We start from the raw sequence: 24,313 nt of genomic DNA, 5'->3' as shown, positions 1-24,313 counted from the left end.
AGGAGAGCTCTTCCATGAACAAGGAACTGACCTACGGCGAACTCGCCGCCCTGATGAAGTCCAGTGCCGGCATCACCGTCGACCCGGCCGCCCTGACCGGCCACCCGGAGACCCCGTTCGCCGAGTACGGCCTGGACTCGCTCGGCCTGCTCGGCATCGTCGGCGCCCTGGAGAACGACCGCGGCATCCCGATCGCCGGCGACGCCGACTCGTGCAAGACGCCCGGCGCCTTCCTGAACGTCGTCAACAACTCACTCACAGCAGGAGTCTGACCATGCCCGGCCACACCGAGAACGAGATCACCATCCCCGCCCCCCTGGACGTCGTCTGGGACATCACCAACGACCTGGAGGGCTGGCCGGACCTGTTCAGCGAGTACGCCTCCGTGGAGATCGTGGAGCGCGAGGGCGACCGGGTCGTCTTCCGGCTCACCATGCACCCCGACGAGCACGGTCAGGTCTGGAGCTGGGTCTCCGAGCGGATCGCCGACCGGGCCACCCGCACGGTGCGCGCCCACCGGGTCGAGACCGGCCCGTTCCAGTACATGGACATCCACTGGGAGTACGAGGAGACCCCCGGCGGTACGCGGATGCGCTGGACCCAGGACTTCGCGATGAAGCCCGGCGCCCCCCTCGACGACGAGGCGATGACCGCCCGGATCAACGACAACTCCAAGATCCAGCTGGAGCTGATCCGCGAGCGCATCGTGCAGCGGCACCGGGACGGCGGGGCATGAAGACCTACCGCAGCCTGATCGTGGCCAGGATGAAGCCCGGCGTCGAGGAGCAGGTGGCGCAGGTCTTCGCCGAGTCCGACCGGGGCGAACTGCCCGGTCTGATCGGGGTCACCGGACGCAGCCTGTTCCAGTTCGGCGACGTGTACCTGCACCTCGTCGAGGCCGACCGGCCGCCCGGCCCCGAGGTCGCCAAGTACAAGGACCACCCGGCCTTCCGGGACATCAGCGACCAGCTGTCGTCCTTCGTCATGGCGTACGACCCCGAGACCTGGCGGGAGCCCAGGGACGCCATGGCCCGGGAGTTCTACCGCTGGGAGCGGAGTGGCTGACATGGCCCCCGCCGAGCCGGAGTGGGTGCGCTGCGAGCGCTGTGCCGCCCTCGTCTACGGCAAGCGCTACGCCCGCGCGCTGCGCGTCTGCCCCGAGTGCGGAGCGCACGGCCGGCTCACGGCCCGGCAGCGGCTCGACCAGTTGCTGGACCCCGGCTCCCAGAAGCCGCTCGCCGCGGAGCGCGGCGAGCGGCCCGCGGAGCACGACCCGCTGGACTTCACCGACACCCGTCCGTACGCCGAGCGGCTGCGCGAGGCCCGCGCGGAGACCGGGCTGGACGAGGCCGTCGTCTGCGTGCGCGGCACCGTCGAACAGCACCCGGTCGTCGTCGCGGCGATGGACTTCCGCTTCCTCGGCGGCAGCCTCGGGCTGGGCGTGGGCTCGTACATCACCCGGGCCGCCCGGGCCAGTCTGCGACGGCGCGTCCCCCTGCTGCTCGTGACCGCCTCCGGCGGCGCCCGCATGCAGGAGGGCGCACTGTCGCTGATGCAGATGGCCAGGACCGCCCAGGCGCTCACCGAACTCGACGAGGCCGGGGTCCTCGTGGTCTCCCTGATCACCGACCCGACCTACGGGGGCGTCGCCGCGTCCTACGCGACCCTCGCCGACGTCATCCTCGCCGAGCCCGGTGCCCGGCTCGGCTTCGCCGGCCCGCGGGTCATCCAGCAGACCACCGGTCAGCGCCTTCCGGAGGGCTTCCAGACCGCGGAGTTCCTCTTCTCGCGCGGGCTCATCGACGACGTCGTGCCCCGTGCCGCGCTGCGCCCGACGCTGGCCCGGCTGCTGAGGATGCGCTCCGGCGGTCCTGCCGACCGGGACAGTCCCGGAGCGCGGGCCGGCACACCGCGTCCGCCCGCCGCACGTCCCCGGGCCCGGCCGGCCACCGTCCCGCGCGGCCCCGCCGTCCCCATCGTCCGCGCGGTGGACGAGCTGCCGGAGCGGGACGCCTGGGAGGCGGTACGGCTGGCCCGCCACCCCCAGCGGCCCACGGCGGCCGACTACGCCGGTCATCTGCTCCAGGACTTCCACGAACTGCACGGCGACCGGCTGGCCGCCGACTGTCCGGCCGTCATCGGCGGTCCGGGCCTGCTCCACGGCAGCCCCGTCATGCTCATCGGGCACCACAAAGGGGGCCCCGGGCTGGAGGAACGCCGGCGGCGGCACTTCGGCATGGCCACCCCGGCCGGCTACCGCAAGGCGGCCCGGCTGATGCGCACGGCCGCCAAGCTGGGCATGCCGGTGGTGACCCTCATCGACACCCCGGGGGCCAACCCCGGCCCGGAGGCGGAGAGCGGCGGCCAGGCCCTCGCCATCGCCGAGAACCTGCGGCTGATGTCCCGGCTCCCCGTGCCGGTCGTGGCCGTGATCACCGGTGAGGGCGGCAGCGGCGGGGCGCTGGCGTTCGCCGTCGCCGACCGGGTCCTGGTCAGCGCCAACGGCATCTACTCCGTCATCAGCCCCGAGGGCTGCGCCGCGATCCTGTGGAAGGACCCCGGGGCCGCCCCCGCGGCGGCGGCCGCCCTGCGGCTGCACGCCCGCGATCTGCTCCGGCTGGGCATCGTCGACGGCGTGGTCCCCGAGCCGCCCGACGGCGCACACGAGGACCACGCCCACGCCGCCGCCCTCGTCGGGGGCGCGCTCTCGGCCGCCCTGGACGAACTGCGTCCCTGGGCCCCCGACCGGTTGCTCGCCGAGCGCCGCGACCGGTTCCACCGTTTCGGCCGACTGGAGGAGGAGGCAGCACCGTGACACTCCACGGCGACGACAGGACGGCCCGCCCCCCGGGCGCGGGCAAGGCCCTCAACGGCACGGCGCCAGGCGGCCCATCGGCCGCGCACTCCGCGCTGGAGGCCGTCTGCCGCAGCGCCACCGAGCTGGCCGGCGCCATGCCCGCCCCGCCGCGGCGGATCAGGCTGAGGCACGGGCAGACCGCGGTCGAGATCGAGTGGGCCGACCCGCGGGAGCAGTCCGCCGCGTATGCCTCCGGGCCGCGGGCCGGGGCAGTCCAGCCGGCCGCGGCCGCCCCCGCCGCCCCCGCGGCCGAGCCGGCACCGGCCCCGCCCGCCGGACAGGGCCAGGTCGCACCGGAGGCGCAAGAGGCGCATGGAGCGCACGATTCCTCGTCGCTTCACTACGTGTGCGCCCCCACGGTGGGCACGTTCTACCACGCCCCCGAACCCGGCGAGCGTCCCTGTGTCTCCGTCGGCGACCTCGTCCGCCCCGGCCAGCCCGTGGGCGTCCTGGAGGTCATGAAGATGATGAGCACCGTCGAGGCGGACGTGGCCGGCCGCGTCGTGGAGGTCGTCGTCGCGGACGGGCAGCCCGTGGAGTTCCACCAGCGGCTGATCGCACTGGAGCCGATACCGGGGGGAGAGTGAGGGCCCGTGTTCTCCACCGTCCTGGTCGCCAACCGCGGCGAGATCGCGCTGCGCGTCGCCCGCGCCTGCCGTGAACTCGGCATCCGCACGGTCGCGGTGTACTCCACCGCCGACCGCGACTCGGCCGTGGTGCGCTTCGCCGACGAGGCCGTGCACATCGGACCGCCCCCCGCGAGGGCGAGCTACCTCAACATCCCCGCCGTCATCGAGGCCGCCCGCCGCACCGGCGCGCAGGCCGTCCACCCCGGCTACGGCTTCCTGTCGGAGGACCCGGACTTCGCCGAGGTCTGCGAGGCGAACGGCCTCACCTTCATCGGCCCCTCACCGCAGGTGCTCGCCCGGCTGGGCGACAAGGCCGCCTGCCGCGCCCTGATGGCCGAAGCCGGCCTGCCCGTGCTGCCCGGCAGCCCGGGCCCGCTGACCGGCGCCGCCGACGCGAAGGAGGCGGCTCAGCAGACCGGTTACCCGGTGATCCTCAAGGCCGTCGCGGGCGGCGGTGGACGCGGTATGGCCGTGGTCACCGACCCGGACCGGCTCCTCGACCTCTACCGGCGGACCTCGGCGCACGCCCGCGCCGTCTTCGGTGACGAGCGGCTCTATCTGGAGCGGTACGTCGAACGGGCCCGCCACGTGGAGGTGCAGGTGCTCTGCGACCGGCACGGCGCGGTCGTGCACCTCGGCGAGCGCGACTGCTCGGTGCAGCGGCACCACCAGAAGCTGATCGAGGAGACCCCGGCCCCGGACCTGCCCGCGCGACTGAGGTCGGCGATGTGCGACGCGGCCGTCCGCGGCGCCCGGGCCGTCGGTTACACGGGTGTGGGCACCTTCGAGTTCGTGCTCACCCCGGACCGCGAATTCCATCTCATGGAGGTCAACTGCCGTCTCCAGGTGGAGCACCCGGTCACCGAGATGGTCACCGGAATCGACCTGGTCCGCGAGCAGATCCTGGTCGCCGCCGGACATCCGCTGACCCTGCGCCAGGAGGACGTCGTGCACCGCGGCGTCGCCGTGGAGTGCCGGGTCAACGCCGAGGACCCCGCACGCGACTTCGCGCCGACCCCCGGTCTGCTGACCGCGTTCGACGTTCCCGGGGGGCCCTTCGTACGGGTGGACACCCATGCCTTCCCCGGCTGGCGGATCGGCCCCGACTACGACTCCCTGCTCGCCAAGGCCGTCGTCTGGGCCCCGGACCGGGACCGGGCGCTGGCGCGGATGGACCGCGTCCTGGAGGAACTGCGGGTGCACGGCGAGGGCGTGTGCACCACGGCCGGCTTCCTGCGGACGGTGCTGGCCCGCCCGGAGTTCCGGGCGGGCCGGCACACCACCGGACTGGTGGCGGAGATGACCGGCTAGCCGGTCACCGCGCGCCGATCGTGCTGTGCAGGGCGTGCAGGTAGGCGTTGACCGGAGCCACCTCGCCCACCTGCAGCCCGGCCTCGGTCATCAGTTTGACCAGGCTGTCCCGCGAGTGCTTCTGACCGCCGACGTTCAGCAGCAGGAGCAGGTCCATGGCGGTGGTGAAGCGCATGGACGGCGTGTCGTCGACGAGGTTCTCGATCACGACCACCCTCGCGCCGGGGCTGCCCGCCGCGACGACGTTGCGCAGGGTGCGGCGGGTGCTGTCGTCGTCCCACTCCAGGATGTTCTTGATGATGTACATGTCCGCGGCCACCGGGATCTCCACCCGGCAGTCGCCGGGCACCAGCCGGGCGCGCCCGGCGAGCGGGCCGCCCTCGCGCAGCCGTGGGTCGGCGCCCGCCACCACCTTCGGCAGGTCAAGCAGCGTGCCCTGCAGCTCGGGGTGCTTCTCCAGCAGCGCGGCCAGCACGTGCCCCTGGCCGCCGCCGATGTCGGCGACCGAGCGGACGCCGGTCAGGTCGAGCAGCCCGGCGATGTCCTCGGCGGACTGCCGGCTGGAGGAGGTCATGGCACGGTCGAAGACCCGGGCGCTCTCCCGCGCGTCGTCGTGCAGGTACTGGAAGAACTCCTTGCCGAAGACCTCGGGGAAGACGTTGCGGCCGCCCCGCACCGCCTCGTCCAGCCGCGGCCAGACCTCCCAGGTCCACGGTTCGGTGCACCACAGGGCGATGTAGTGCAGGCTGTTCGGCGAGTCCTTGCGGAGCATCCGCGACATCTCGGTGTGGGCGAAACGGCCGTCCGCCTGCTCCTCGAAGACCCCGTACGAGGCGAGGGCGAGCAGCAGCCGGCGCAGCTGGCGCGGCGCCGCGCCGACCATGGCCGCGAGCTCGTCGACGGTCGAGGGCTCCTTGCCGAGCGCGTCGGGCACACCGAGCCTAGCCGCGGCCCGTACGGCGGCGGCGCAGGCGGCGCCGAAGACGAGCTCGCGCAGGCGCATCGCCGGCGGCGTGGCGGCCTCGGCGGACGCCGGGGTCGCGGTGCCGTCGTCGGTGGTGGTTTCTGTCAAGGTCATTCCTTGCACAACCCCTTCGGTTCGGAGACGCGGCACTCGTTGTCGCGGAAGACATTTCCGGTGCCCTGGTCACGGTCGGCCAGATCGGCCGGGCTGTTGCCCAGGGTCGTGTTGCCCCGGACGGTGTTGCCGGTGTTGGGGGCGCCCACCACGCTGCGGAAGAGGACGATCCCGCCGGACATCGGTGAGGTGCCGTGGTTGTCCACGACCCGGTTGCGGACCACCAGGGTCCGCTCTGCCCCGGTCAGCACGATCCCGGCACCCTGGATGAAGGGGAGCCGGGCGTTGGGCGGGCAGTACTTGTTGTTCGCCGCCACGAGGTTGTCGGCGACGGTCAGCCCCCCGGCGCGGGGGACGCCCTCGTCGCCCACGACGAAGACGCCGCCGCAGTTGGCGGTGATGTGGTTCTCGTCGACACCGAGGTTGCGCACCCGGCGCAGGACGATCCCGATCCGGTTGCCCGTCAGGTCGTTGCCGCTGACGCGGGAGCGCTTGGTGTCCAGCGCCCCGCCCTCGGCGTCCGCCGTGTTGGCCAGGAAGATGCCCGACTCGCCGTTGTTGCGGGAGTGGTTGTCACGCAGGAGCGCGCGGACCGAGTGCTGGATGCCGATGCCCTGCTCCCTGTTGGCCTCGGCGGTCACGTCGCTGATCTCCAGGCGGTCGGTCCAGGAGGCGTCGATGCCGTTCCTCCGGAAGCCGGCGACCGTGAGCGACAGCACACGCACGCCGGCCAGCGGGCTCTGCTCCGTTCCGGTGACGCAGAGTCCGTGGCCGGCCGTGGCGCAGGCGTTCTCGTCCGCCTTGGCGCTCGGGGTGATGACAGTGTCCGGGCCCTCGCCGATCAGTGTCAGCCGGGGGGTGGTCACGGTGACCGCGCCCGGATAGGTCCCGGGCCGGATCCTGATGACGTCACCCGGCCGGGCACGGTCCACCACGGCCTGCACGGACTCTCCCGGATGGACGACGAGTGCGCCCGGCGCGGCCTCCGCCCGGGGAACGGCGCACAGCCCCAGAACACCGACGGCCGCGGCGAGCGCGGCCGCTGGGGGCCGACGAAGTGTCATGACTGCCGTACCTGCTTTCCGAGCGGACTCCGGAGCCGCCCGAAAACTCACGCTATGAGTGGTTCTGGCGTATCGCCACTCTGCCGGGGCGTCAGAGGCGGCATCCGGCGGACGGCCGGACGGGCACGACCACCCGGTGACCGAGCACCCCGGCGTCCACCGTCCCGTCGGCCGACGCGTACCAACGCCAGCGCGCGCCCGGGACATGGCCGACCGTCAGGATCGTCCAGCCGCCGCCCTTCGGCCCGGCCAGCGCGGCCAACGCCCGTGCCTCCTCGGGGTCCGGCCGGTGCAGCAGCACGATCAGCCCGGCCGGTACGTCCGCCGAGCGCGGCCCGCGCGGGCCGGCGATCTGACGCACGTTCCGGACCCGGACGACGGCGGGCGGGCCGGGCAGGTCGCGGGCACCGGGACCGACGGCGACCACCACGGTGCGCCCCGCGGGAGCCGTCTCCAACAGGCCGTCCACCAGGGCGATCACCGCGTCCCGGGCAACGGCCGCATCGCCGAGCACACTGAGGACGCCGCCGATCCGCGCGAGGTTCACCAGCACCTGCCCCCGACCGACCGCGCCGAGCCGCGTCAGTTGGGGGAGCGGCCCGGGTCCGGACGCGGCCGCCTCGGCCGGTACGAGGCCGGTGCGCTCCCAACGGGTCGGGGTCAGTGCCGTCCACGGCTCCGGGGCCGGCCCGCACGCCGACACCGTGGCCAGCACGCGGCCGGGCTCGGCGAGCACGCCCCGTACCCGCACCGGACTGCCGGGCCGTCCGGCCAGGGCCAGTTCACGCAGGGCGTGCCGGACCACCAGCGGCGTGCGGGTGTCCGCGGCCAGCCGCCGGCCGAGCGCCGCCCTGCGGCGCCGCCGCAGTGCCCGGCCGAGCGGACGGCGGGCGGCCGCCAGAGCGGCCAGCAGCGCGACACCGCCGGCACCGACCGCTGTCGCACCCGCGGGCAGCCGGCCGAGCCCGCCGCTCGGCGGGCGGGACACGGCCGTGCCGATCGGCGGCGCGGATTCCGGGATCCGGGAACGGGCGCCGGACGCGCGCCCGGGCTCCGGCCCGAACTCCGGCACGAGCCGCACCGGGACGGTGGGGGAGGGGTCCGCGGCTCCGCGGGAGGGGGACGGGGCGACGGCGAACAGGAGGGCGGCCGCCGCCAGCAGGCGGACGGTCCTCCTCGCGGGGCTGTACCGCATCGTTCCTCTCCTCCTGGAGACGGGCCGGGCACGCGGGGCGTGTGACCACACACGGCCGGCGCCGGGCTCCGGTTCAATCCGGCCCGGGGCCCGCCGCCTCCGGGCCCCGCGACCGCCCGGCACACCTCCCCGTACGGCGGCCGGACCTGCGCCTGGACCGGCCCGGCGCACCGGAACACCTCCCGCCGGCCGTCCCGGCGGGCGCCCGGTGTGAGACGGCTCACCTGAACCCGGCCCGGGCGGCGGCCGTGTCTGCCTGAAGGCACCGCGGCACGGTCGGTGAGCGGACGGAGTGAGTGGATGGCGGCATTGCGGTCCCGCGCTCGGCAGAGCCGGGGCACGAGTGACGAGGCGCTCGTCAGAGCGCTCTACGAGGAACACGGCAGAGCCCTGCTCGCGTACGCGACCCGCCTCACCGGCGACCGCGCCGCGGCCGAGGATGTCGTCCAGGAGACCCTGATCCGCGCCTGGCGTCACCCCGACGCGCTGCTCAACGGCAAGGGCTCGGTGCGCGGCTGGCTGCTCACCGTGGCCCGGAACATCATCACCGACCGCCACCGGGCCAGAGCCGCCCGTCCCACGGAGGTCGCCGAGTCGCCGGCCACCCCGCCGGTGGAGCGGGACCACGCGGAGGCGGTGGTGGACTCCGTGGTCGTCATGGAGGCCCTGGAACGGCTCTCCCCGGACCACCGCGACGTGCTCTACGAGATCTACTTCCGGGGGCAGAGCGTGGCCGAGGCGGCGAAGGCCCTGGGCATCCCCCCGGGCACGGTGAAGTCCCGGTCGCACTACGCACTCAAGGCGCTGCGCGACTTCTGTCTGAACAAGCCCGTCGCGATGCGGGAGGTGGCGGCATGAGTACGGGACAGCGGCACGACAACGAGGCGCTCACCGCCTACGTCCTGGGCGCGCTGAACGAGGAGGAGGTCCGCGCCGTCGACGAGCACGTCGCGTCCTGCGACCCCTGCAGGGCCGAACTCGACGAGCTGCGCACCATGGAGCAGGCCCTCGGCGAAGTCCCGCCGGAGGCCTTCCTGGACGGCCCGCCCGGGGGCGGTGACCTGCTGCTGCAGCGGACGCTGCGTCAGGTGCGCGCCGAGCGCGCGGGCGCGCGCCGCCGCCGGTGGGCGGCCGCCGGGCTCGCCGCGGCGGCCGTGGCGGCCACCCTCTTCTACGGCGGCGTGCTGACCGGGGAGCACCGCGGCGACCCCGCCGTCCGGCCACCGGTCGCCGCCTCGGCGCCCGGCCCCTCGCGGGCCGCCTCGGCCACCGACCCGGCGACCGGCGCCCGGCTGGCGGTGCGGCTCACCCCGGCCACGGAGTGGGTGCGGTTGAAGGCAGCGGTCAGCGGCATCCCGGCGGGGGAGCACTGCCTGCTCGTGGTGGTGGCGCGGGACGGCAGCCGGCAGATCGCGGGCAGCTGGGTGGTGTCGGCGGCCGGCGAGGGCCGGGGCGTCAGCCTCGACGGCTCGGCGGCGATGTCCCCGGGGGACGTCGCCGCGGTCGTCGTGGAGAACGCCGCCGGCAAGCGCTACGTGACGGCCGAGCTCTGACCGCCGTCCGGGACGCGGCACCGGGGAGGGGTGTCCCGGTGCCGCGTTCGCCCGGGCGGAGTCAGCCGTGGGCCGGCCGGCGAGCAGCAGCGCGATGTCGTCGGGCCGCGCGTGCCGCTTCCCGTAGGAACGGTTGGATTTTCAACATCTGAAGGTTCAATCACTTGGGAGGGCGTGCGGGTTGAGCGTCGCCAGCATCCGCCTCAAATCGGCCCGCAGGCGCGCCTGTTCCTGCGCGGTGAAGGGGGCCAGCGCCTCCTCCTCGGCCGGCATGAGGGTTTGCTGGGCGCGGATCGCCAGCTCCTCGCCCTCCGGGGTGATGCTGATCTCGATGATCCGGCCGTGCGTCGGATGGGCCCGCCGCTCGACCAGCCCGCGCTCGGCCAGCCCCTGGACGGCCGTGCCCATGGACTGGGCGGTCACCCCGCAGCGGCGGGCCAGTTCCGCGCCGGACGTGGCCCCGTCCATGCCGAGCCGCATCAGGGCGCTGAACTGCGCCTGGGTCAGCTGCAGCGGGCGGAGCGCCTGCTCGATGCGGAGCGCGTACGCCTGTGAGAGCTGCCAGATCAGATAGCCGACGCGCTTGCTCGGGTCGCCCACAGGCATGCCGGGCACCTTCCTTTTGTCTGTTAACTTATATAAGTCAGCTTACATATCGGGAGGAGCTTCTCCGTGGCCGACACAGTGATCATCACCGATGCGCACCCGCCGGCGGATCCGAACCCGTCGCGCCACCGTCATCGGCACCGGCACGTCCCGGGGCCGCAGACCGACGCCCCGCCCGCCCGTCCCGGGCTGACCGGATCGCGGGCCGTGATCAGCCCGGTGATCACGGTGCTCGCCGTCGGGCTCGCCTTCGTATCCGTCTTCCTCGCCGCCTTCCATACCCCCAAGGCGCACCGGCTGCCCGTCGCCGTCGTCGCCTCGGACCACTCGGCGGCACTGTTCGACGTCCGGCTGCAGCGCATCGCGCCCGAGGCCTTCCAGATCGACCGCTACCCCGACGCGGCGTCGGCCCGGAACGCCGTCGAGCACCGGCAGGCCTACGCGGCCTACCTCTCCGACGGCGGCAAGCCCAAGGTCGTCTACGCGGGTGCGAACGGCCCCGCCGTCTCCGCCCTGGTCACCCCGCTCGCCGCCGTCCCGCACGGAGAGGGGCACAAGATCCCGGTGGTCGACATCCTCCCGCTGTCCGACGGCGACAGCAGAGGCCTCTCGGTCTTCTACGCCTCCTTCGGCCTCGTCCTGGCCGGCTTCCTCTTCGGCCAGATGACCTACCAGGTCGCTCCACGGCTCTCCTTCAACCAGCGTGTCCTGAGCCTCGCTCTCTTCGCCGTCATCGGCGGACTGGCCACCGCCCTGATCGCCTGTACGGCCTTCGGTGCGATACCCGGTTCCTTCCTCGGGATCTTCGGCGTCGTCACCCTCATGGCCGGGGCCGTCGGCGCCGCCACCGTCGCGCTCATCCGCATCTTCGGCCCGGTCGGCGTCCCCCTCGGCTCCATCTTCATGCTCATCATGGGGAACGCCACCAGCGGCGGCGTCCTGCCGCCGTCCTTCCTGCCCGGCTGGCTCCAGCCACTGGCCTCCGTGATGCCGGCCGGTGTCGGCGTCCGCGCCATGGACGGACTCGCCTACTTCCACCACGACGGCCTCACCCGAGGGGTGATCATCCTCTGCTGCTGGATCGCGGCGTGCGTGGGCACCATGTACCTGCTCGACCGCATCGCGGCGACCTCCGGGATCGTCCACGCGGCCACCCGCTGAGCGGCGCGGACTCGGGCACCCCCGGTCACTCAAGACATTCCCTCCGGACATTCGCGGACACCGCGGTGAATTGCGTCCGGGGGGTTTCAGGAATGCATTCTCGCCCCGTTCCCCGTCGCGTGCATCGCCCGGATGAGGGATATCGCAAGCGCCCCTGACCTGCCAGTTGCATGAGCCGTCGCTCGAACGCGGTATTCGGAGCCGACGGCGCGTCATCATGCGGACGATTCATTGACGCGTCATCGCGCGGCCCGTGAGACTCCGATTCCCGTAAAGAATTTGCGAGGAACAGCCATGAAGTCGTTCGTGCATCGGGGACAGGTCACGAAAGTGGTCTTCGGCAGCGGAACGCGCAGGGGTGTCGCCGACGAGGTCAGGGCGCTGGGCCGGGGCCGGGCGCTGGTGCTGTGCACCCCCGGGCAGACCGGCCAGGCCCAGGAGGCGAGCGAGCTGCTCGGACCGCTCGCCTCCGGCGTCTTCGACGGGGCCGCCCCCCACACTCCCGTCGCCGTCACCGAGAAGGCGGTCGACGCCGCCCGGGCGGCCGGCGCGGACTGCGTCGTCGCCGTCGGCGGCGGCTCGGCCATCGGCCTGGGCAAGGCCGTCGCCCTGCGTACCGGAATGCCGCACATCGCGCTCCCCACCACCTACGCGGGCTCCGAGATGACGCCCATCCTCGGCGAGACCCAGGGCGGCGCGAAGACCACCCGGCGGCTGCCCGAGGTGCTGCTCAGGACCGTCGTCTACGACGTCGACCTCACCCTCACCCTGCCTGCCCACGTCGCCGCGGTGAGCGGGCTGAACGCCATGGCCCACGCCGTGGAGGCGCTGTACGCCCAGGACCGGGACCCGCTCGCCTTCCTCGCGGCGGGGGAGGCCCTGGACGCCCTCGCCGCCGCGCTGCCGGCGATCCTGCGCGATCCCGCCGATCCGCAGGCGCGCGGCACGGCCCTCTACGGCGCCTGGCTGGCCGGCACCTGCCTCGGCACCGTCGGCATGGCACTGCACCACAAGGTGTGCCACGTCCTGGGCGGCACCTTCGACCTGCCCCATGCGGAGACCCACGCCGTCGTGCTGCCCCACGTCATCGCGTACAACGCCCCGGCGGCCGCCCCGGCCATGGCCCGGATCGGCCGGGCGCTGCCCGGCGCCGATCCCGCCGCCGCGGTCTTCGGATTCGCCGGCCGGCTCGGCGCCCCCCGCGCGCTGAAGGACCTCGGCATGCCCGAGTCGGGCATCCGCGAGGCCGCCGACCTGGTCGTCCGCGACGGGTACTGGAACCCGCGGCCGGTGCACCGGGACGCCGTGCGCGACCTCCTCGAACGGGCCTGGGCGGGCGAACCGCCCCTGGCCACCCCCCACCACTCCGACGACCCCACGGGAGCCCGCCATGCGTGACCTCACGGACGACACCATCACCGAGGCGGTCATCGCCACGGTGCGGGACGCCAAGGACGCCCGCCTCGCCGAGATCCTCCAGGCGCTGGTCAGGCACGTCCACGACTTCGTGCGCGAGACCGGCCTCACCGAGGAGGAATGGGCGCGAGGCGTGGACTTCCTCACCAGGACCGGGCAGAAGTGCAGCGCCACACGGCAGGAGTTCATCCTGCTCTCCGACGTGCTGGGCGTGACGATGCTGGTCGACGCGCTCGGCAACCGGCGCTCCGCCGGTTCGACGCAGAACAGCGTCCTCGGGCCCTTCTTCCGCGACGACCGCCCCGCCCTGCCCGACGGCGCCGACATCTCCGAGGGACTGCCGGGCACGCCCTTCTTCTTCGAGGGGCTGGTGACCGACGACCACGGGACACCGGTCGCCGACGCCCAGGTCGACGTCTGGCACAGCGACGCGGACGGCCACTACGACGTGGACGTCCCCGGCCTCGCCGACCCCGCCATGCGGGCCCTGCTGCGCACCGACGGCGACGGCCGCTTCCGCTTCCGTTCCATCCGCCCCTCCTCGTACCCCATCCCCGACGACGGCACCGTCGGCGAGATGATGCGGGCCACCGGCCGGTCCGTCATGCGGCCCGCGCATCTGCACCTGAGGATCGCCGCACCGGGGTTCCAGCGCGTGACCACGATGCTGTTCCCCTCCGACGACGCCTACCTCGACCAGGACCCGGTCTTCGGCGTCAAGCAGTCGCTCGTCGCCGAGTACGCGACCCATCCGGCCGGCAGCGGACCGTTCGCCACCGGGACCGACGAGCCGTACACCCTGCTGCGGCACACCTTCGTGCTCGAGCCGGGACGGTCGGCTCATGACCCGCGGCACCCCTGACGGGCGGCACTCGGCCCTGCCCGGGCTCCCGGCGCGCGTCACCCCCCGGCCGCGGGTGACGCGCAAGGTCCTGCAGGCGCTCGCCGGGCACGCCGTACTCGTCGTGGCGGCCCGGGCCGGAGCGGGCAAGACCACCGCGGTGCTCCAGGCGGCGCGGGCCCTGCCCGGCCCGGTCGGCTGGATCGGGCCCGGCGGGCTCCCGGCCGGCGACAGCGCGGGCGAGGCGTTCCGCGACCGCCTCGCGGCGGCCGTGCCCGCTCCCGGCGCGGGGGCGTCCGTGCTCGTCGTCGACGGCCTCGAACACCTCACGGGGCGCCCCGCCGCCGAGCGGGCGCTCACCGCTCTGGTCGCCGAACCACCCCGTGACCTGCGGCTGGTGCTCGTCTCCCGGACCGGGCCGGCGCAGGGCGTCGGAGGCCTCGGCGACCTCCACCGCGTCGCCCTCCTCGACGACGCCGACCTCGCCTTCGACGTCTCGGAGGCCGCGCGCGCCCTGCGCCCCGACGGGCGCGAAGGGGAGGCACGGTTCAGGGTGGAGGCCACCGGGGGCTGGGCCACCGGAGTCCTCCACGACTGGTGGGCCACCGAACCCCCGGCCCCCTCCGGCAGGCTCGACCTCCTCGCCGCCGACCTGCTGCGGCAGCTCACCGACGCCGAGGTGACGCTGCTGGTCGCCACGAGCCTGCTGGAGGAGGTGACCGCCGACGCCGCGAACGCCCTGGGGCTGTCCTCCCCGGACCGGGTCCTGGCCTCTCTGCGCGGGCGCGGCCTGCCGCTGAGCTGGTCCCCCGACGGGGACCGGATGGTGGCGCTGCCGCGGTTCCGCCGGTACCTGCGGCAGCGCGCCGACACCATGGAGGCCGGTGCCCTGCGCGAACTGCGCCGCCGTCACGCCGTGTTGCTGGAGACCGCCGGCCGCCACGAGGAGGCCGTGACGGAACTGCTGATGGCCGGCGAGGCGGCGGCCGCCCGGTGCGCCGCCGAAGCGGTCCTGCCCGGCATCCTCGACCGGCTGGACCTGGCCACGGCCGAGAGCTGGCTCGACCGGATGCGGCCGGTGCCCGGGCCGCCCGCGCCGGGACTGGCCTCCGCGGCGCTGCGCGTCGCCTTCGGCCGCGAACAGTGCTGGCGCGGGCTGCGACTGGCCGACCACCACGGACGGTCGTGGTGGGGCGGACTGCCGGAACAGCCCGGCGGCACCGAGGACCTGGCACTGCTGGTCTGGTGCTTCTGGCACGCCGGCAGGATCGAGGAGGCCGGGCAGATGCTGCGGACCATGCCGCCCGGCCGCCACCGCGACATCGCCGCCGCGCTCATGGCCCTGGCCGACGGCGGCCCCCTCGCCCCGCTCCCGGACCTGAGGCCGGACGCCGCGGGCCCGGTGGAGGTGATGCTGATGCGCGTCGCCTACATGGGCGGGAGACTCGCCGAACTGCAGGACGACACCGCCCCCCGCGGCGCCTGGCACCGGGCGACCGGTGCCCCCTGGACGGTCGCGGCCCTGCGCGCCACGGGCCGCATCTCGCAGGCGGGGGAGGTGTACGCGACGCTGGGCGACGGGCCCCGGCCGGTCTGGCTCACCGCCATCGACGACGTCGAGCTGATGGCCGACCTCGGACGGCGCGAGGAGGCGTGGACCGCGCTGGAGGCCGGGCGTGAGGCGATCGCCGCGACCGGATCGCGCGTCTACGAGATCCTCAGCCTGCTGCTGGAGGCCAAGCTCGCCCTGCGCCTCGACGGCGACCTCCCGCGCGCCGCACGGGCGCTCACCGCGGCCGCCCGCCGCGGCAGCGCCCGCCATGCCTTCACCAGGGAACTGGCCGCCACCTGGCGCGGCCTGCAACTGCTCATGGCGGGCCGGGACGCCGAGGCCTCCCGCGAACTGGCCGCCGTGGTCGCCGACATGACCGCGGGCGACCGGCTGCTCGAACTCCCCACCGCCGCCGTCTACCTGAGCGAGGCGATGTGGCGTGCCGGGGACACCGACGCGGCCGACGCCGCGGCCGACCTCGCCCTGGACGTCGCGGGTGCCCAGGGCGGACGGCATCTGCTCCTGCAGGCCCTGGACGACATGCCCGCGGTCGCCGTGCGCCGGGCCGACGCCGAGCCCTCGCACTCCTCGCCCTGGCACGAACTGGTGGCGGTGCTGTCCTCCGGGCGGGCCGTCAGCGCGTCCGGCTCACCCCGGGTGACCCTCGAGGAGTTCGGCACCGTACGGCTGTCCGCCGACGGACGGGAGGCGCACCCCCGGCTGGGCAAGAGCACCGAGATGCTGGCCTTCCTGCTCACCCGGCCCGGCGCCACCGCCCGGCGCCCGGCCCTGCTGGCCACCCTCTTCCCCGGCCGGAGCGACGCCGCGGGCCGCAGCTATCTGCGGCAGGCCGTGTACCGGCTGCGGGAGGTGCTCCCCGAGAGCGTGGAACTCCTCCAGGAGGGCGACGTCTACCGGCTCGCGCCCGCCGGGGCCGCCGCGGCCTCCTCGGGCACCTTCCAGCGGCTGCTGGCCGAGGCGGGCAGGCAGGACGGCGAACACCGGCTCCGCACCCTGCTGCAGGCCGTGCGGACCGCCGCGCGCGGACCGTACTTCGAGGGCGTCTCCACCCCGTGGCTGGACGCCCGGCGGGAGGAACTGGACGCTGCCCTCACCCAGGCCCAGGTCGACGCCGCAGCCGCGGCCCTGCGCCTGGGCCGGATCAGGGAGACCCGTGAGCTGTCCGCGGCGGCCCTGCAACGCGATCCGTACCGGGAACAGGCCTGGCGGCTGGCGCTGGCCGGCGCCGAGGCGGCCGGGGACGACGACGAACTCCTGGAGCTGTACCGGGGTTACCTGCGGGCCATGGCGGACCTCGGCATCCGGCCGTCGGCGGAGATGAGACGCCTGGTCGAACGGCTGCGCAGATGACCGGTGAACCCACGCCCACAGTGCGGTTTCCCCGGCATTAACAGGCCGCGGCGCACAGTGCACATCGGCCACCAGGGCTCAGCTCTCCTTTCTCGGAGGTCCCCCATGACTGAAACCCTCGACATGACGCTCGCCTTCCGGGCCACGATGGGCCACCTCGCGACCGGGGTCAGCGTCATCACGACACGGACCGGCAGCACGCCCGTCGGCATGACGGCCAGCGCGGTCTCCGCCCTGTCGCTCGACCCGCTGCAGCTCATCGTCTGCATCGGCAACCACCTGTTCACCCGCACCGCGATCGCCGAGCACGGACGCTTCGCCGTCAACGTCCTCGGCGAGGACGGCGAACACCTGGCCCGTTCCTTCTCCTCGCCGGTACCCGACCGGTTCGCCGGCGTCGACGTCGACGAGGACCACGGCGTGCCCGTGCTCAGGGACGCCCTCGCCACGGTCGTCTGCGACGTCTCGCAGGCCCTGCCCGGGGGCGACCACACCATCTTCGTGGGCGACGCTCGGCACTTCGCGCACAGGACGGGAGGCCGTCCGCTGCTGTACTTCGCGGGCGGGTTCGGCGGCATGAGGTAGCCGCCCGATCCCCGCGCCCCGCGAACTCCCCCCACAAGTCCCCCGGTGCCCGGTGCACCCGTCGTGCCCGCCGGGCGCCGGGGGACCCGATCCGTCCGGCCCGACGGGAGGCACCATGAGCACCGTTCCCGAGCACAAGCTCCGTCCGCCCGCGCGGCCGCGGCGGTTCGTGCCGCGCCCCCGGCTGCTGCGCCGGCTGGACGCCCTCACCGAACCCGTGGTCGTCGTCTCGGCGCCGCCGGGGGCCGGGAAGAGCGTGCTGCTCGCCGACTGGGCGCGCGGGCTGGAGGCCGGGGGCGCGCACGTCGCCTGGCTCGGCCTCGACGCGTACGACAACACCCCGGCGCGCCTGTGGGCCGGGATCCTGCGGGCGCTGCGGCCGTTCCGGCCGGGGCTGCCCACGCCCCCGCCCGCCGGGGCCTGGACGCGGGACGTCTGGGTGGAGGACCTGCTGCCGCGGACACTGGCCGGCCTCGCGGGCGCGGCCCCGCTCACCCTGGTCCTGGACGGGGTGGACCGGCTCACCGACGCCGCCGCCCTGCGCAGCCTGGGGGACCTGCTGACCGCGCTGCCCGAAGGGGTACGGGTGGTGCCGGCCACCCGGCACGTGCCCGGGGCGCCCGTGCCGGCTCTGCGTGCCCGGGGCCTGGTCGCCGGACTCGGCCCGGACGACCTGCGGTTCACCCCCGAGGAGACCGCCGCGCTGCTGGCGGACGAGCGGTCGCCGCACGGGCTGTGGGACCTCACCGAGGGATGGGCGGCGGGCCTGTGCCTCATGGGAAGCGCCTCCGCCGACGGCATGCACGGTACCGGCGCCGGCGCCGGGCCCGGGGGCGCCGCGGCCCGCGCGGTCGCCGACTACCTCGCCAACGAGGTCCTGGACCGGCTCACCACCGAGCAGCGCTCGTTCCTGCTGCGCACCGCAGTGCTCGACGAACTGCGCCCCGAATCCTGCCGTGCCGTCGCCGGCACCGACCGCGCGGGCGTCCTGCTGCGCGATCTGGCCCGTACCGTGCAGTTCCTGGTGCCCTCCGGCACCGCACCGGGGGCGTACCGGCACCACCGCGCGCTGCGCGGCCTGCTGACCGAGGTCCTGGAGACCGAGCGGCCGGGCGGCGGCGCCGCGCTGCACCGGGCGGCCGCCGGCTGGTACCGCGGGCAGGGCGAGACGACCGCCGCCGTACGGCACTTCGTACGGTCCGGCGATCCCGCCGGCGCGGTCGGGACCGTCCTGGACGCCTGGGAGGACACCATCGCCGCGGGGCGGGCACCGGAGGTCGCGGGGTGGCTCGCACTGCTGCCCGCCCGCACGGTCCGCGCCGACGCCCGGATGTGCGTCGTGGCGGCGATGACGGAGCTGTCGCAGGGCGACGCCGAGGCGGCCGCGCGCTGGCTGGAGGTGGCGCTGGCCCGGCCGCCCGGCGCGGGCACCGTGGGGGAGGGGAGCACCGTGGCCGAGGCCGCGGCCGTCGCCCACGCGCTCGTGCGCTGTCTGAGGGGAGAGACGGGCTCCGCCGCCCCGGCCGGCGAAGCGGACGCCCCGCGCCCGGCCCCGCTGACCCCCTGGCGGGCGCTGGCCTGCGTCGCCCGCGGAACCGCGCTGCTGTGGCAGGGGCGTTGGGAGGAGGCGGACGCCCGCCTCGACGAGGCGGTCCGTGACGCGCACGGCGCCCGGCACACGCTGGTCCTCGTCCGCGCCCTGGGCTCCCGGGCCCTGTGCGCGTATCTCACCGGTGACCGGGGACGAGCCCGCGCGCTCGCCGACGAGGCACTCGGCGCAGCCCGTTCCGAAGGCCTGACCGGCCACTTCGTCACCGCGCCCGCCCACCTGTGCGACGCGGGACTGCTGCTGGAGGACGCCGCGGCCACGGAGGCCGGCGAGGCGCTGGCCCGCGCGGAGCGGACGGTGGCGGTCTGCGCCCGCGGCGGCGAGCCGCATCTGCGGGCCCTGGCCCGCGTCCTCGGGACGGCCCTGCGGCGACCCGGCCGGGACGGCGGCCCCCTCCCGGAGCAGGCGCAGGACACTCCGCAGGCGCTGGGCGGGCTGCTCGCGCGCCTGCGCGCCCTCCCGCCCGGCCCGGCCGTGTCCGAGGTGCCGCCGCGTGCGCGGGAGCTGTCACCCGGGGAGCGCCGCATCCTGCGCGCGCTGTGCGGCCCGCTGACGCTGCGGGAGATCGCCGCCGAACTCCACGTCTCCCGCAACACGGTGAAGACCCAGGTCAGTTCGGTCTTCCGGAAGCTCGGCACGCACAGCCGCAGCGGCGCGGTGGCCCGGGCCCGGGAGTGGGGCGTCCTGCACCCCGGGCCCGGCACCCACTACGAGGCGTCCTGCCGGCGGGCGTAGTCGGCCTGGGCCGTGTACGCGGTGTCCTGTGCCTCCTCGCCGCTGTCGATGCCGCACACCTTGCGGGCGAGATCGGCGACCGGCCCGCGCGGGGACAGCTCGGCGCGCTTCATCGTCAGCGTCCGGATCGCCAGCAGGGGCGTGCCGTTGAAGTTCTCGAAGGTGCTGATGCGGTCGCCCCAGTCGGACAGGAACAGGTCGCGGATCACCCGGCTGATCTTCAGCCGGTCGTGCGGCCTGCCGACCGGTCCGGTCTGCAGTGCCTCCAGCCACGGCCGCAGCTCGGGACGCTGCCACTGACCCTCGGTGGGGAAGATCAGCGACGCGCGGCCCGCCAGGTCGACGACCTCGTTCACCATGCGGGCGATGTTCTCCAGGTAGTACGCCCGGCCGTAGTCGAACATCAGGACGTTCGGCTTGTAGAGGCCGCCCGGGGTGGTGAAGCCCTCGTCCTCGCAGGCGATCACATGCGCCTTCAGCGTCTGGTGGAAGCCGGCGAACTGCGAGATCCGCGCCTGGACGGGAGGCAGCTGGTACGTGCCGATGTGCTCGGTGATCAGCAGGGTCAGACCCAGCATCAGCTCGGCGCGCACCATCTGGCGGACCAGCGCCTGGTAGTGCAGCCAGTCGAAGACCCGCTGCGGGTACAGCGAGGCGTGCTGGGGATTGCCGATGTGGAACACCCGGTCCCAGGGGATCAGCACGTCCTCGAAGAGGATGACGCTGTCCAGCTCGTCGCCCTGCGAGGCGAGCGGGTGCTCGACGTCCTCGCCGTCACGGACGTTGCTCTCCCGGCAGATGATGGTGACACCGGGTGCGTTCGGCGGGACCGCGCCGAAGATGACCTGCTCGGGCAGGATGCCCGGCCGGTAGAAGACGCCGATGTGGATCCAGTCGCCGAAGGCCGCGCCGGTGCCGATCGCCTTCACGCCCCGCACCGTGATGCCCTCGTCCGACGTGGCCACGACCTGGAGCGCCGGCGACTCCGCCTGGGCGGACTCGCGGGAGCGGTCGGTCTGCGGGTCCACGAAGGCCGGGGTCGCGTTGAGGTCGCCGTCCCGCACCACCTTCCAGAAGTCCCGGATCCCCTCGGTGAGGTCCCGGCCGCCGGTGCCCACCGACTGGCTGCTCCACGGTTCCGGGTCGTCGACGTACGTCAGCAGGACGTAGTTGTTGACGTCGGGCGTGCGCGGGGTCGCGCCGCCGCCGAGCTCGCGCAGCACGGTCTCCATGTAGCGGCGCTTGCGCTTGAGGTCGTCCTTGCTGCGGTGCTGGAACCACGTCATGGACCGCCGGACGCCGTCCTCGTCGACGAACGTCATGACCTCCTCGAGGTCCGGGCGGTGGTGCAGGTCGTAGAACTCCGCGATCCGCCGGGCGTACGCCCTGGTCGCCGGGTGCGTGGCCACGTTGTCGACGAGTTCGTCGCCGACCCACACCTTCCGGCCGTCGTCGAGTGCCGCCAGGTATTCCTTGCCTGTACGCACGTCGTGCTCCTCTCCGAGACACGAGATCTGGACGGTCCGGAGCCTGCGCCCCGACGGGGTGAGGCGGAGCTCCGCCGCCGGAAATCACCCCGGGTGAAAACGCCGGTCACAGCCCTGCGGGCGTTGAGGGGAGCGGGTCCGCGGGGGCACCCTTGCGGCATGCTCAACGGCGACGGCGCGGCCCCCCGCGCGAGCGACTCCCTGCCGCTGCGGGGCCGCGACGGCGAGCTCGCGGCCCTGCGCGCGACCCTGGAGGGGGTGCTCCGCGGGCGGGGAGCGTGCGTACTCATGGAAGGCGCCCCGGGCGCGGGCAAGAGCGGACTGCTCTCCCACCTCGGGGAGTTGGCGGACGGCGCCGGGTTCGAGGTGCTGTGGGTGCGGGCCGACGAACTCGACCAGTACGCGCCGCTGGCCGCGCTGCACGCAGCGGTGCACGGCCCCGCGGGCGGCGGCCGGGCCCCGGACGCCTCCGCCGACAGCCGGCTGTGGCTGCTGGACGGCATGACGGACGCCCTGGAGGCCCGCGCCCAGGAGGCACCGGTGGCGGTCCTCGTCGACGACGCCCAGTGGGCCGACCCCGCCACGCTCTTCGCGCTGCGGACACTGCCCGCGCGGCTCTCCGCCTCACGGGTCCTGTGGGCGGCCGCGGTGCGCTCCGGTGCCGACCGGCCCGACGTCACCCGGATGATCGGGAGCCTGCAGGACCTGGGGGCCCTGCGGCTGACGCTGGGCCCGCTCCCGCCGCCGGCCCTGCGGCAGCTCGCGGCGGACGTCCTCGGGGCGGCGCCCGGTCCGGCGCTGGCCCGGCTCCTGGACGGAAGCGCCGGCAATCCCTTCCTGGCGATCGAACTCCTGCGGGCGCTGCGCGACACCGAGGCGGTCGAGGTCGAGGGCGGCACGGCGACCCCCCTCACCCAGGAGGTGCCCGCGGGTTTCCGGCGCAGTGTCGAGCGGCGCCTGGACCCGCTTCCCGAGGACGCGGTACGCCTGCTGCAGATCGGCTCGGTCCTGGGCCGCGAGTTCGACCTCGGCACGGTCGCCCGCATGCTCGGCAGGCCGGTCGGCGGGCTGCTCTCCGCGGTGGACGGCGTCCTCGGGGCCGATCTCCTGGTCAGCGCGGGGCGCAGATTCGCCTTCCGCCACGACCTGATCCGCCAGGCCGTCCACGACGGCCTCCCGCTGCCCGTGCGCTCCGCCCTGCACCGGGAGGCGGCGGACATCCTGCGCGACACCGGGGGATCCCGGGCGGAGGTGGCCTGGCACCTGGTCCTCGCCGGCGGGACCGTCGACGACGCCGCGGTGCACACCCTGAGCACGGCCGTCCGCGAGCTGTCGCGGACCGTCCCCGAGTCCGCCGCCGACCTCGCCCGGCTGGCGGCCGGCCTGCTGCCCGTACGGGACCCGCGGCGCGTCGGACTGCTCACCGACGCGGCCGAACTGCTCGGCTGGACCCGCCGGGTGCACGAGGCTCTCGAACTGGTCGACGTGACCATCGCGGACGGGGTGGAACCCGTCCAGGAGGCCGCGCTCCGGCTGGTCGGGGGCGAGATCCTCCAGGCGGCGGGCGACGACGCGGCCGCGATGGGCGAACTGCGGCGCGCGCTGCGACTGCCCGGCCTCCCCGAGGACCTGCGCGTGCGGCTGCTGAAGGCCAAGGCCACCGGGCACATCCACAGCGGCGAGATAGCCGCCGCCGAGCGGACGGACACCGGACTCGTCGAGGCGGCCTACCGCAGCACCGACCCGGCGGTCGTCGTCAGCGCCATGGTGTTCCAGTCGCAGACGGCCTTCTACCGCGGCCGGGTGACCCGTGCCCTCGGCCTCGCCGAGAGCGCCGCCCGCCGCGCCGCCACGGCCTCCGACGGACTGCGCCTGCGGCCGCCCCGCATCCCGGCGCTGTGGCTGGCCACCGTCCTCGCCTCCGCCGACCGGCTGCAGGACGCCCCCCGGGTGCTGCGCGAGGGACAGCGCGCCGCGGAGTCCCTCGGCCTCGGCTGGTCGCTGCCGCACTGGCACGCCTGCCGGGCGACGGTCCTCCTGGAGAGCGGCGCGCTCGACGACGCCGCGGTGGAGGCGGAGGCCTGCCTCACCGTGGCCAGGGAACTGGAGGCCGCCCGTGCCGTACCGCTGGCCCGTGCGGTCCTGGCCCTCGTCGACACCGCGCGCGGCGATCTCGCACGGGCCCGGGCGCATCTGCGGGCCGCGACGGCCGCCACACCCGGCAGGACGTCCCACGACCCGTGGACGGCGCTCGCCCGCGCCCGGGTCCTGGAGACGGAGGGACGCGCCGCCGCCGCGGCCGAGGCCCTCACCGGCATCCACGCGGGCGACCGCACCGCGTGGCTCCTCGCCCTGCCGCCCGGCCACTGGGCCCGCCTCGTCCGCACGGCACTGCGCGGCGGCGACCGGGCGACGGCCGAGGCAGCGGCGGAGGCGGTACGCGCGGCGGCCGGAGAGGACGCGGGCCAGGGCGTGATCGCCGCCGTACGGGACCACGTCGACGGACTCCTGCGCGGCGACCCCGCGGCACTGGAGGCGGCCGTCGCCGGGCACCGCCGCGCCGGCAGACTCCCGGCGCTGGCCGCCGCCTGCGAGGACCTGGGCACCCTGATGACCGCGCGGGGCCGCGACGCCGACGCGGTGGCGGCGCTGGAGGAGGCCGTACGGCTCAACTCCGGGACCGGGGCCGTCCATGACGCCGAGCGCGTCCGCCACCACCTGCGCGACCTCGGGGTGCGCACCTCCGCGCCGCCCCGCCGGGCGGCCGCCGTCTCCGGTTGGGACAGCCTGACGGACTCCGAGCTCAAGGTGGTGCCCCTCGTCGCGGAGGGACTCACCAACCGGGCCGTAGCCGACCGCCTCTACCTCTCCGTCCACACCGTCAACACCCATCTGAAGCACGTCTTCACCAAGCTCGGCATCAACACCCGGGTCGAGCTGACCCGGCTGGTCGTGGAGCGGCACGGGAGCCCGAAGATCCCTTGAATGGGTGATGCCCCCGTCTGCGGCCCTCCCGATGCTGGTGGTGGGGCGGACCTCCGACCCGGAGGCCGCCCCGTCCAGGACCGGGAGTGATCGACCCATGACGACCCCGCACGGATACCGCGCCCGTCTCCAGGGCGTCGTGGCGGCGGGATCGGCTCCCTACGGCTACACCCTGACCCTGTGGACGGCCACCGCGGTCGCGTCGTCCGCACGGGGCGCCCCCTCGGCCGGCGACGCCCTCGCGCTGCTCGCCGGCGCGACGCTCACGTTCGTCGCGG

20 protein-coding genes are annotated in these 24,313 nt (G+C 74.8%); 15 read left to right on the top strand and 5 right to left on the bottom strand.

Features of this window, described 5'->3' with window-relative positions; translation table 11 throughout:
* Window positions 1–14: 14 nt before the first annotated feature.
* From ACWDAS_RS06370 to ACWDAS_RS06345, 6 genes are read left to right on the top strand one after another with little or no spacing between them, the layout of a single operon-like run.
* Window positions 15–272 carry an acyl carrier protein gene (locus tag ACWDAS_RS06370; protein ID WP_450387689.1) on the top strand — a complete coding sequence of 86 codons (258 nt, stop codon included), beginning with the start codon at window positions 15–17 and terminating at the stop codon, window positions 270–272.
* A gap of 2 nt (window positions 273–274) precedes the next feature.
* Window positions 275–736 (top strand): SRPBCC family protein, encoded by a 462-nt coding sequence (locus tag ACWDAS_RS06365; protein WP_450387688.1) that lies wholly within the window; start codon window positions 275–277, stop codon window positions 734–736.
* Window positions 733–1,065 (top strand): TcmI family type II polyketide cyclase, encoded by a 333-nt coding sequence (locus ACWDAS_RS06360; RefSeq protein WP_450387687.1) that lies wholly within the window; start codon window positions 733–735, stop codon window positions 1,063–1,065. Before ACWDAS_RS06365 ends, ACWDAS_RS06360 begins: the two co-directional genes overlap by 4 nt.
* 1 nt (window position 1,066) lies before the next feature.
* Complete coding sequence (gene accA, locus ACWDAS_RS06355; RefSeq protein ID WP_450387686.1) at window positions 1,067–2,815, top strand: carboxyltransferase subunit alpha; 1,749 nt, start codon at window positions 1,067–1,069, stop codon at window positions 2,813–2,815.
* A complete protein-coding gene (locus tag ACWDAS_RS06350) occupies window positions 2,812–3,444 on the top strand; it encodes an acetyl-CoA carboxylase biotin carboxyl carrier protein (protein ID WP_450387685.1) in 633 nt (210 codons plus the stop codon). The genes accA and ACWDAS_RS06350 overlap by 4 nt, the downstream gene beginning before the upstream one ends.
* Before the next feature lie 6 nt (window positions 3,445–3,450).
* The gene (locus ACWDAS_RS06345; protein WP_450387684.1) at window positions 3,451–4,797 is read left to right on the top strand and encodes an acetyl-CoA carboxylase biotin carboxylase subunit; all 1,347 of its coding nucleotides are present in this window, start codon (window positions 3,451–3,453) and stop codon (window positions 4,795–4,797) included.
* A gap of 4 nt (window positions 4,798–4,801) precedes the next feature.
* On the opposite strand, the gene ACWDAS_RS06340 is transcribed toward ACWDAS_RS06345, so the two are convergent.
* The 3 genes from ACWDAS_RS06340 to ACWDAS_RS06330 form a co-directional block, all read right to left on the bottom strand.
* Complete coding sequence (locus ACWDAS_RS06340; RefSeq protein WP_450387683.1) at window positions 4,802–5,875, bottom strand: methyltransferase; 1,074 nt, start codon at window positions 5,873–5,875, stop codon at window positions 4,802–4,804.
* On the bottom strand, window positions 5,872–6,939 hold the full coding sequence (locus ACWDAS_RS06335) for a right-handed parallel beta-helix repeat-containing protein (RefSeq protein WP_450387682.1): 1,068 nt from the start codon (window positions 6,937–6,939) through the stop codon (window positions 5,872–5,874). The genes ACWDAS_RS06340 and ACWDAS_RS06335 overlap by 4 nt, the downstream gene beginning before the upstream one ends.
* 91 nt (window positions 6,940–7,030) lie before the next feature.
* The gene (locus ACWDAS_RS06330) at window positions 7,031–8,134 is read right to left on the bottom strand and encodes a hypothetical protein (protein WP_450387681.1); all 1,104 of its coding nucleotides are present in this window, start codon (window positions 8,132–8,134) and stop codon (window positions 7,031–7,033) included.
* 300 nt (window positions 8,135–8,434) lie between these two features.
* Between ACWDAS_RS06330 and ACWDAS_RS06325 the strand changes: the two genes are divergently transcribed.
* Together ACWDAS_RS06325 and ACWDAS_RS06320 are read left to right on the top strand one after the other, a co-directional pair.
* Window positions 8,435–8,992, top strand: coding sequence for a sigma-70 family RNA polymerase sigma factor (locus ACWDAS_RS06325; protein WP_450387680.1), 558 nt, complete (start codon window positions 8,435–8,437; stop codon window positions 8,990–8,992).
* Complete coding sequence (locus tag ACWDAS_RS06320) at window positions 8,989–9,687, top strand: anti-sigma factor family protein (RefSeq protein ID WP_450387679.1); 699 nt, start codon at window positions 8,989–8,991, stop codon at window positions 9,685–9,687. Before ACWDAS_RS06325 ends, ACWDAS_RS06320 begins: the two co-directional genes overlap by 4 nt.
* Before the next feature lie 156 nt (window positions 9,688–9,843).
* On the opposite strand, the gene ACWDAS_RS06315 is transcribed toward ACWDAS_RS06320, so the two are convergent.
* Entirely contained in the window at window positions 9,844–10,293 is a 450-nt protein-coding gene (locus ACWDAS_RS06315; RefSeq protein WP_450387678.1) for a MarR family winged helix-turn-helix transcriptional regulator, read from the bottom strand.
* A gap of 66 nt (window positions 10,294–10,359) precedes the next feature.
* On the opposite strand from ACWDAS_RS06315, the gene ACWDAS_RS06310 reads away from it, so the two are divergent.
* The 6 genes from ACWDAS_RS06310 to ACWDAS_RS06285 all read left to right on the top strand — a co-directional run bounded on the left by ACWDAS_RS06310 (window position 10,360) and on the right by ACWDAS_RS06285 (window position 19,563).
* Entirely contained in the window at window positions 10,360–11,454 is a 1,095-nt protein-coding gene (locus tag ACWDAS_RS06310) for an ABC transporter permease (protein ID WP_450387677.1), read from the top strand.
* Window positions 11,455–11,748: 294 nt separating this feature from the next.
* Window positions 11,749–12,852: a maleylacetate reductase gene (locus ACWDAS_RS06305; RefSeq protein WP_450387676.1), complete on the top strand. Its 1,104-nt coding sequence runs from the start codon at window positions 11,749–11,751 to the stop codon at window positions 12,850–12,852.
* Window positions 12,845–13,732: a dioxygenase family protein gene (locus ACWDAS_RS06300; protein WP_450387675.1), complete on the top strand. Its 888-nt coding sequence runs from the start codon at window positions 12,845–12,847 to the stop codon at window positions 13,730–13,732. Before ACWDAS_RS06305 ends, ACWDAS_RS06300 begins: the two co-directional genes overlap by 8 nt.
* Window positions 13,713–16,634: a BTAD domain-containing putative transcriptional regulator gene (locus ACWDAS_RS06295; protein WP_450387674.1), complete on the top strand. Its 2,922-nt coding sequence runs from the start codon at window positions 13,713–13,715 to the stop codon at window positions 16,632–16,634. The genes ACWDAS_RS06300 and ACWDAS_RS06295 overlap by 20 nt, the downstream gene beginning before the upstream one ends.
* Before the next feature lie 105 nt (window positions 16,635–16,739).
* The gene (locus tag ACWDAS_RS06290) at window positions 16,740–17,219 is read left to right on the top strand and encodes a flavin reductase family protein (RefSeq protein WP_450387673.1); all 480 of its coding nucleotides are present in this window, start codon (window positions 16,740–16,742) and stop codon (window positions 17,217–17,219) included.
* Window positions 17,220–17,334: 115 nt separating this feature from the next.
* A complete protein-coding gene (locus tag ACWDAS_RS06285) occupies window positions 17,335–19,563 on the top strand; it encodes a LuxR C-terminal-related transcriptional regulator (RefSeq protein ID WP_450387672.1) in 2,229 nt (742 codons plus the stop codon).
* Here the strand turns inward: ACWDAS_RS06285 and ACWDAS_RS06280 are convergent.
* Complete coding sequence (locus tag ACWDAS_RS06280) at window positions 19,536–21,050, bottom strand: 4-hydroxyphenylacetate 3-hydroxylase family protein (protein ID WP_450387671.1); 1,515 nt, start codon at window positions 21,048–21,050, stop codon at window positions 19,536–19,538. The two genes, ACWDAS_RS06285 and ACWDAS_RS06280, sit on opposite strands and share 28 nt — an antisense overlap.
* 159 nt (window positions 21,051–21,209) lie before the next feature.
* Between ACWDAS_RS06280 and ACWDAS_RS06275 the strand changes: the two genes are divergently transcribed.
* Complete coding sequence (locus tag ACWDAS_RS06275; RefSeq protein ID WP_450387670.1) at window positions 21,210–24,035, top strand: helix-turn-helix transcriptional regulator; 2,826 nt, start codon at window positions 21,210–21,212, stop codon at window positions 24,033–24,035.
* Window positions 24,036–24,313 lie beyond the last annotated feature (278 nt).

Source organism: Streptomyces sp. NPDC001070 (genome assembly GCF_053598835.1).
This window is presented reverse-complemented; position numbering and strand designations above follow the sequence as displayed.

What these genes read in the sequence shown, in the direction of transcription:
- ACWDAS_RS06300 (WP_450387675.1), top strand. Translation starts at nt 12,845, where the DNA reads ATGCGTGACCTCACGGACGACACCATCACCGAGGCGGTCATCGCCACG.
- ACWDAS_RS06290 (WP_450387673.1), top strand. Translation starts at nt 16,740, where the DNA reads ATGACTGAAACCCTCGACATGACGCTCGCCTTCCGGGCCACGATGGGC.
- ACWDAS_RS06330 (WP_450387681.1), bottom strand. Translation starts at nt 8,134, where the DNA reads ATGCGGTACAGCCCCGCGAGGAGGACCGTCCGCCTGCTGGCGGCGGCC.
- ACWDAS_RS06285 (WP_450387672.1), top strand. Translation starts at nt 17,335, where the DNA reads ATGAGCACCGTTCCCGAGCACAAGCTCCGTCCGCCCGCGCGGCCGCGG.
- accA (WP_450387686.1), top strand. Translation starts at nt 1,067, where the DNA reads ATGGCCCCCGCCGAGCCGGAGTGGGTGCGCTGCGAGCGCTGTGCCGCC.
- ACWDAS_RS06340 (WP_450387683.1), bottom strand. Translation starts at nt 5,875, where the DNA reads ATGACCTTGACAGAAACCACCACCGACGACGGCACCGCGACCCCGGCG.
- ACWDAS_RS06305 (WP_450387676.1), top strand. Translation starts at nt 11,749, where the DNA reads ATGAAGTCGTTCGTGCATCGGGGACAGGTCACGAAAGTGGTCTTCGGC.
- ACWDAS_RS06335 (WP_450387682.1), bottom strand. Translation starts at nt 6,939, where the DNA reads ATGACACTTCGTCGGCCCCCAGCGGCCGCGCTCGCCGCGGCCGTCGGT.
- ACWDAS_RS06360 (WP_450387687.1), top strand. Translation starts at nt 733, where the DNA reads ATGAAGACCTACCGCAGCCTGATCGTGGCCAGGATGAAGCCCGGCGTC.
- ACWDAS_RS06320 (WP_450387679.1), top strand. Translation starts at nt 8,989, where the DNA reads ATGAGTACGGGACAGCGGCACGACAACGAGGCGCTCACCGCCTACGTC.
- ACWDAS_RS06275 (WP_450387670.1), top strand. Translation starts at nt 21,210, where the DNA reads ATGCTCAACGGCGACGGCGCGGCCCCCCGCGCGAGCGACTCCCTGCCG.
- ACWDAS_RS06325 (WP_450387680.1), top strand. Translation starts at nt 8,435, where the DNA reads ATGGCGGCATTGCGGTCCCGCGCTCGGCAGAGCCGGGGCACGAGTGAC.
- ACWDAS_RS06365 (WP_450387688.1), top strand. Translation starts at nt 275, where the DNA reads ATGCCCGGCCACACCGAGAACGAGATCACCATCCCCGCCCCCCTGGAC.
- ACWDAS_RS06295 (WP_450387674.1), top strand. Translation starts at nt 13,713, where the DNA reads ATGACCCGCGGCACCCCTGACGGGCGGCACTCGGCCCTGCCCGGGCTC.
- ACWDAS_RS06370 (WP_450387689.1), top strand. Translation starts at nt 15, where the DNA reads ATGAACAAGGAACTGACCTACGGCGAACTCGCCGCCCTGATGAAGTCC.
- ACWDAS_RS06315 (WP_450387678.1), bottom strand. Translation starts at nt 10,293, where the DNA reads ATGCCTGTGGGCGACCCGAGCAAGCGCGTCGGCTATCTGATCTGGCAG.